General features: G+C 53.1%; 8 protein-coding genes. 2 read left to right on the forward strand and 6 right to left on the reverse strand.

Annotated elements, in window-relative coordinates; genetic code table 11:
- The 5 genes from CCB157_RS14725 to CCB157_RS14745 all read right to left on the reverse strand — a co-directional run.
- A partial coding sequence (locus tag CCB157_RS14725) for a UPF0236 family transposase-like protein (RefSeq protein ID WP_193432310.1) occupies positions 1 to 230 on the reverse strand: 230 nt, incomplete at its 3' end.
- A gap of 452 nt (positions 231 to 682) precedes the next feature.
- Positions 683 to 1,480 carry a prolipoprotein diacylglyceryl transferase gene (gene lgt, locus CCB157_RS14730; protein WP_077616634.1) on the reverse strand — a complete coding sequence of 266 codons (798 nt, stop codon included), beginning with the start codon at positions 1,478 to 1,480 and terminating at the stop codon, positions 683 to 685.
- 335 nt (positions 1,481 to 1,815) lie between these two features.
- On the reverse strand, positions 1,816 to 2,643 hold the full coding sequence (locus CCB157_RS14735; RefSeq protein ID WP_077616635.1) for a metal ABC transporter permease: 828 nt from the start codon (positions 2,641 to 2,643) through the stop codon (positions 1,816 to 1,818).
- 45 nt (positions 2,644 to 2,688) lie between these two features.
- Entirely contained in the window at positions 2,689 to 3,429 is a 741-nt protein-coding gene (locus CCB157_RS14740) for a metal ABC transporter ATP-binding protein (protein ID WP_077616636.1), read from the reverse strand.
- A 23-nt stretch (positions 3,430 to 3,452) separates the two neighbouring features.
- Positions 3,453 to 4,364 (reverse strand): metal ABC transporter solute-binding protein, Zn/Mn family, encoded by a 912-nt coding sequence (locus CCB157_RS14745; RefSeq protein ID WP_077616637.1) that lies wholly within the window; start codon positions 4,362 to 4,364, stop codon positions 3,453 to 3,455.
- A 125-nt stretch (positions 4,365 to 4,489) separates the two neighbouring features.
- On the opposite strand from CCB157_RS14745, the gene CCB157_RS17695 reads away from it, so the two are divergent.
- Together CCB157_RS17695 and CCB157_RS14750 are read left to right on the forward strand one after the other, a co-directional pair.
- On the forward strand, positions 4,490 to 4,663 hold the full coding sequence (locus CCB157_RS17695) for a hypothetical protein (protein ID WP_158077342.1): 174 nt from the start codon (positions 4,490 to 4,492) through the stop codon (positions 4,661 to 4,663).
- Between the two features lie 126 nt (positions 4,664 to 4,789).
- Entirely contained in the window at positions 4,790 to 5,491 is a 702-nt protein-coding gene (locus CCB157_RS14750) for a HoxN/HupN/NixA family nickel/cobalt transporter (RefSeq protein ID WP_143287081.1), read from the forward strand.
- Between the two features lie 631 nt (positions 5,492 to 6,122).
- Here the strand turns inward: CCB157_RS14750 and CCB157_RS14755 are convergent.
- Positions 6,123 to 6,341: transposase (locus tag CCB157_RS14755; protein ID WP_143287082.1), on the reverse strand; the 219-nt coding region annotated here is incomplete at its 5' end.

Raw genomic sequence — 6,341 nt, forward strand, 5'->3', positions numbered from 1 at the left:
CGGTCTTGATAATAATTGCGTTTGATGGTCAACGGACCGAACATCGTATCGATGTGAACGTCGCGCCGATCTTTCAAGCGAAAGCGGCGTTTATCCCGCGCTTCGGCGATTTCGGCATCCATCTGTTCCAAAACCATCGTCAAAACCTTGCCAAACATCTCCTGTAACACCTGAAAGACATGGCGTTCAAGCTCTTCTAAAGTCGGGTATTTCGGGTTATAATGTCCCATGTGAGGGCCTCCTTTGTACGGTTTTTTTGGACAAACTCATTGTACAAAAAAGAGGCCCTCATTTCTTGTTTTTTCTGCATTCCCCCTATCGCGCTATTGCTTGGTGGCCTTGGCAGATGATGTTGGATTAAAAGCCAACACATCCGCCAAGGTTAATTTACATATATTAACTTTTATTCCTATTCTTGCTCCCACAATTATTTTACTCCTACAGCGGAGAAACAGGTTTTCCGGCTGCCGCGACGATGTTCAAACGCCGGCGCCACAGGCTTTTATTTTTGAATGCCCGACCGCGAGCGGCGTCGCAACTCGGCTCCCGCCCACGCGAGTCGGACCGTCATATACGGAGGGATCGCTTTTTCTGACCGGCCGATCCTGTCGTTTGATGCTCCATCCTCTTTTATGAAAATCTACTCCGCCAGACCCAAACGATATGTAAATCCTACTGATTTCTAAAGTTTCTCCGACTTCTCCTCGGGCTTCAATCGCCTGTAAATAAGGATCAATAAACCGGCCGCAATGGCGACAACGGAAACGACTTGTGCCATCTTTATCGAGAAAGTCAACATGAGGCTATCGGTGCGCGTGCCTTCGATCACATATCTTCCGCTCGAATACCAAATCAAATACCCTAAAAACCGCTCGCCGCTTTTGAGGGGCGGCCGCTTTAGGAGCAGCAAAAGCACAAAACCGAGAAAATCCCAAACCGACTCATATAAAAAGGTCGGAGCATAATATTGCCCCTGGATATACATGTGGTTAATGATGAAATCCGGCAGTTGAAGATGTTCAAGAAACGCCCGGGTAACGGGGCCGCCATGCGCTTCCTGGTTCATGAAATTCCCCCAGCGCCCAATCGCTTGGCCCAATATTAAACTGGGAGCGAGCAAATCCGCCCAGCGCCAAAAGGAGAGGCGCATGGTCCGCGTAAAGATGATGGTGACGATGAGCGAGCCGATCAGCGCTCCGTGAATGGCCAGCCCGCCCTTCCATATCGCTAGGATGTCGGCCGGATGGCCGGCGTAATCTTTCCAATGAAAAACGACGTAATACATTCGGGCGCAAAGGATGGCAACGGGCACGACGATGAATAAAAAACGGTCCAAAACGTCCTGATCGATGCGCTGCCGCCGGCATTCCAAACTCGCCAAACCATAGCCGACCAAAATGGCAAAGACGATGATGATCGCATACCAATGCACCTGAATCGGGCCCAATTGAACGGCAATGGGCTTGAGAGGGTCGTGCACGATAGCAACACCCCGCTATCGATGATGTGTTTCGCGACGATTCCGCCATGGCCTCCGATGCCTTTGAACGCGGTTTCGAATCGCGGCGGATCCGGGTGGGTGTCATGCCCCCCCCCGTTGTCCGCAAGCGCCTCGCACTTTAAATATGTTTATCCCGGCCCACCGACACGCGAGGCGGATTGCCGGAGAAGACCGGGGTCACTCGCCAAAATCGAGAACTTTTTTAGTTGTCCTTTTCGTCCAACGCCCAGACGGCCGCTAAATCTCGTCTTTGCTTCCCGCTCCGACCGTTTTTTCTATGGAAAAGCGGCGCCCGCGCACGTCAGAACGAGCGGTCACCCGGCTTCCCGAGCTTCCGCGGTCCCGAGCGCACGTTCTCTGTAGCGGTACCAGCCCAAAGAGAGGAAATAAATGACGGCCTCAAACGCGGTGATATAAAAACTGACCGGGGCATTGGTCAGATAGCTTAACGTCAACCCGATCCATACCCCCAACACCGCCAGGCAAGAAGAAACGACCATCATTCGAAAGACGGATTGCGTGAAGTGTCTTGCCGCGGAGGCAGGAATGGTCATTAAAGCGAAGACGAGCAAGGCGCCGACGATTTGGACCGTTTCGGCGACCGCGATCGATAAAATCACGAGAAAGCCCATCGAAATATAGCGGACCGGCAAACCGGCGGCCTTAGCTCCAACGGGATCGAACGTGTCAAATTTCAATGGCCTGTAACCCAGCGCCAGCAAGCACAAAATGACCGCCGTCAAAATGCTGAGCGCCCATACGTCTTTCATAGCGATGCCGACCACGCTGCCAAATAACAGAGTCGTCGTAAAAGCGGCCGTTTGGCTGGATAAAGAAAGGAAAAGAATGCCCAGCCCCAAAAAAACGCTGAGGACCACGCTGATCGAAGCTTCCCTCCGGAACCATTTGACGCCCATCTGGCCGATGGCTACGGCGCTTCCCGTGGTAAACAAGAGCATGCCGATCAGCGGATCCCAACCCATAAAAACGGACAGGGAGGCGCCCGAAAAACCGATGTGGGCGAAGGAATGCGTAATAAAGGAGAGCCCTCGGGCCATGACGAAGACGCCGATGGCTCCGCACATCAAGGCGACAATCGTGCCCGCGATAAAAGCATGCCGCATAAAATCATAGTCGAACATGGTAAACCCCCGTCGCAATAGGATCTGGCAGAAGACATCGCCCCATTAAACGGCCGACGTCGATGACCGGTCTTGTTTCAAAGAAGAAGCGTCCTGCGCATACAAATTCGCTAAAACGTTTCCGTTCAGCATGTCGGCGGTTTGCCCGATGGCGCTGCGTTGGCGAGACAAATAGAGCACGCGGTGGGCGTATTTGGAGACGAGCGTCAAATCATGGCTGACGAAAAGCACCGTTGTGTTTTTCTTCTTATTAAGATCATGGACGAGCGCCATCATTTGCTCTTGGGCGCCGGGATCGAGATTGGCCGTCGATTCGTCGAGCAGTAAGACATCCGGCTCCCTGACAAGCGCTTGTGCGAGAAAAGCGCGCTGCCTTTCGCCGCCCGATAGCTTGCCGATCGGCTTTTTCGCCAAATGGCTGATCCGGGTGAGCGCCATGACCTTTCTCAACTTTTCGCGCTCGCTTCTCGTGAGCCATGGGCGGAGCTTCAACGGCAGGCCGAGAGACACAAAATCTTTTGTCTGGATCGGCATTTCCTCATCAATGGCCCGCACTTGCGGGACGTAGCCGAAGACCGCTTTTCCGTGATCGCCATGAACGGTAATCGTTCCGCTTTGCGGCGTGATCAAACCCAAGATGGCCTTCAGCAAGGTGGACTTGCCCGCCCCGTTTGGGCCGATGATCCCCAGCATTTCGCCGGGAACCACCGTAAATGAAAGATGATCGAACAATTTCTGCCCGCCGACATGGACCTCCAGATTATCGATGACAAAATCTCGGATCATGGGCACCGTTTCCCTTCTTCACATTATTGATCGCCGGATACTTTTTCAATTTGCTTGAGCTGGTCGATCATCCATGTTTTGTAATCTTTTCCCGCCGGCAACGTTTCCGACACTTTGACAATCGGAACGCGATGGGCTTTGGCCAGCTTCGCCAACCGGCCGATCGTCGTGTTTTCGACTTGCACGTTCTGGACGAAGAAGGCCACTTTGCGATGTTTGAGATCGTTTTGCATGTGCGCGAGCGCGCCGGGTGACGGATCGGTCCCCTCTTCCATCGCCTTGGCGAACGCTTCGCTGTCGGCCTTATAGTTCAAGGCAGCCAGCATATAATCAAAAACGGGTTCGGTGGCGGCGACCGCCGTCGGCGCATCCTGCTTCAACCGTTTAATCATATCCTGAAGCGGTTCGAGCGACGCTATGTACTCCTTGGCCTTCCGATGATAATACTCGGCGTGCGCCGGATCGAGATGGGCGAAGCGATCGGCCAATGCCCGGGCAACGGCCGGCATGGTTTCCGGTGCATACCAGAGGTGCTCATTTTCCCCGTTTTTTTTACCCATTAAATCGCCCACAACAATAACTTTCTTATCCTTGGCCCGCGAAGATGAAGAGACCAGCCGGGCCATCCAATCGTCATAGCCCAGCCCATTGTATAAAATGACGTCCGCGTTATGGACGGTTGAGGCATCCTTAGGCGTCGGCTCAAATTCGTGCGGTTCCACATTCGGCCGATCGATGATCGACGTAACGTGCACGCGGCCGCCGCCAACGGCTTGAGCGACTTCGCCGTAAAAATCCTCCGCGGCCACGACATGGATAGAGGCATCGCTCTTGTTCGACGAAGTCGAGGAATGCCCGCATCCGGCCAAAACCGCCAAACCGATGACGAGGATTAAGAACCCCGCAAAGCGTTGTTTAAAAAGACTGGTTTTCAAACGATCAACCCTCCAAAGGTTTGTTTGCTATTAAATCGTAATGATTACGATTGGAGCTCATTAAATCGTAACGGTTACGATTTAATTTGTCAAGCGTTTTTTGAGAATGCGAGGAAGATTTGCTTTTGCATACGATCGTAAAAGAAATTTGCGGACTACAGGCGAATAGGGGATGGCACGCGAAACGCGCCCGCTGTACGCACGCCGAGGCCAAGGTGATGTCACCGCTTGTCGGCATGGAAGCCCTCTACCCATCTGCCGAAGCTTCCGCCTATGTTTCCCTATTCTATTTCTTTTGATAAGAAAAAAGCCCTCCCGATGACCGGATCGAGCGGCGCAAAAACTTCCTTATGAAATTTTTATGAAAATCCACGGCGCTGGCGCATATATTCAAATGGACAACTTCTTGAAAGAGGGGCTGCCCGGTGACAGAGAGTCTATCTATTCTAGCCGCCATGGGGCTCGGCGCGCTTCACGCGATGGAACCCGGGCACGGGAAAAGCGTTTTATCCGCCTACATCATCAGCATACGGGCCAAGGCTTTGCAGGCGGTTTTGCTCGGCCTCATCTCTTCCGCCGCGCACGCGCTATCCATCCTTGTCCTCGCTTCTTTAGCCGCGTGGTCGGTCCAATCCTTGGCCCCCGATCGGCTGATACAATGGATGGGAGGCCTCTCCGGCCTTTTGATCATCTATATCGGCATTTCCCGGATTGTCCGTTTGTCCGCTCCCAGAATCGTCACGGTCAGAAAGTGGACCGGCGGGGATATTCAAGAGACCGCTCATCGCCACCGTTTCCATGTCCACGGGGATCACCCTCCCGCTACGCTGAAGCAGTTTTTAACCATCGGTTTGACAACGGGCATTCTTCCTTGTCCGAGCGCCATGACCATCCTATTGGCCGCGGTCGGATCCCATCACTTCCTCGCGGGCATTCAGCTCGTTGTGGCCTTCTCGATCGGCGGCGCGCTGACCATGGCCCTTTTGGGGTATGTCGTCAGCAAGATGGGTGCGGCGATCTCCCGGACCGATTCGCCTGGCGTACTCCGAGGGACGGCTTACCTTTCGGCCGTGCTCATCGTGGTTCTGGGCTCGTTCGTCTTCATCAACGCCATCCGCCAGATATAATGCGTGCGGGCCTTTCTTTACCGTTAATGGATCACGTTCGCCCGTCTTCAACTGTCTCCGCTTTTGGGCATTCAAGGGGAATAGCGCCGCTCTCTTGCCTTTAGGAAGGTGAGCTTTCGTCGGCCGTCCCAAATGCCGGACGGGTTACATAACCAAGGGTGAAGCAGCGCGCATGACGAAAAGCAATGCGGTGGTGCAGTCCGGGTTCGATTCATGCGGTTTTCCCCAGTTGCCCAACATTGGGCGCCAATTTGTCGGCCAATCCCTGCCCCCTGCAACGCTTCCTCTGACCGTTTCAGGCTTTCCCGTCGGGAGCCCGGCACCGTCTGGAAATCGGCATCGCCGGGAAACCGGCACCGTCTGAAGAATATCGGCCATGTTGATCGTGATCGCGGGGATCCTTCTTTACGCGCCAGCCGCAAAGCTGCTCCACAAGATCAACTAATCGATAGAGTAGTCCTCTGTTTTGTTGGTACCGTCAAGAATTTTGTGTAATGTAAGATAGATAGGGTATCTCTGAAATGGATTTGGAATGGATAGGGAACCGGTTTCCTTCACACAAGAGACTGAATATTCAGTCTCTTGTGTGGAAAGGGAGAATCCCCTCATCTCATCTATTTACATTATTTGGTTAATGATAACGTTCTTCAAACATTCGCTCGAGGGCTTCCTGCGCTTCGGCAAATCCTCGCAACTTTCGTTCTGCCCATTTCTCGTTAAAATCTTGAACGGTCAAATATACGACTTTTTCAGCGGCTTCTAAACTGCTCAAACTGTTCATCGGCTTTAGACGTTTCCGAATCTCCTTGATCGTTCGTTCGATGGCATTGGTCGTGTAAATCACACTTCG

Origin of the sequence: Caenibacillus caldisaponilyticus (genome assembly GCF_002003465.1) — a bacterium.
In the GTDB taxonomy this organism is placed as follows: domain Bacteria; phylum Bacillota; class Bacilli; order Bacillales; family Sporolactobacillaceae; genus Caenibacillus; species Caenibacillus caldisaponilyticus.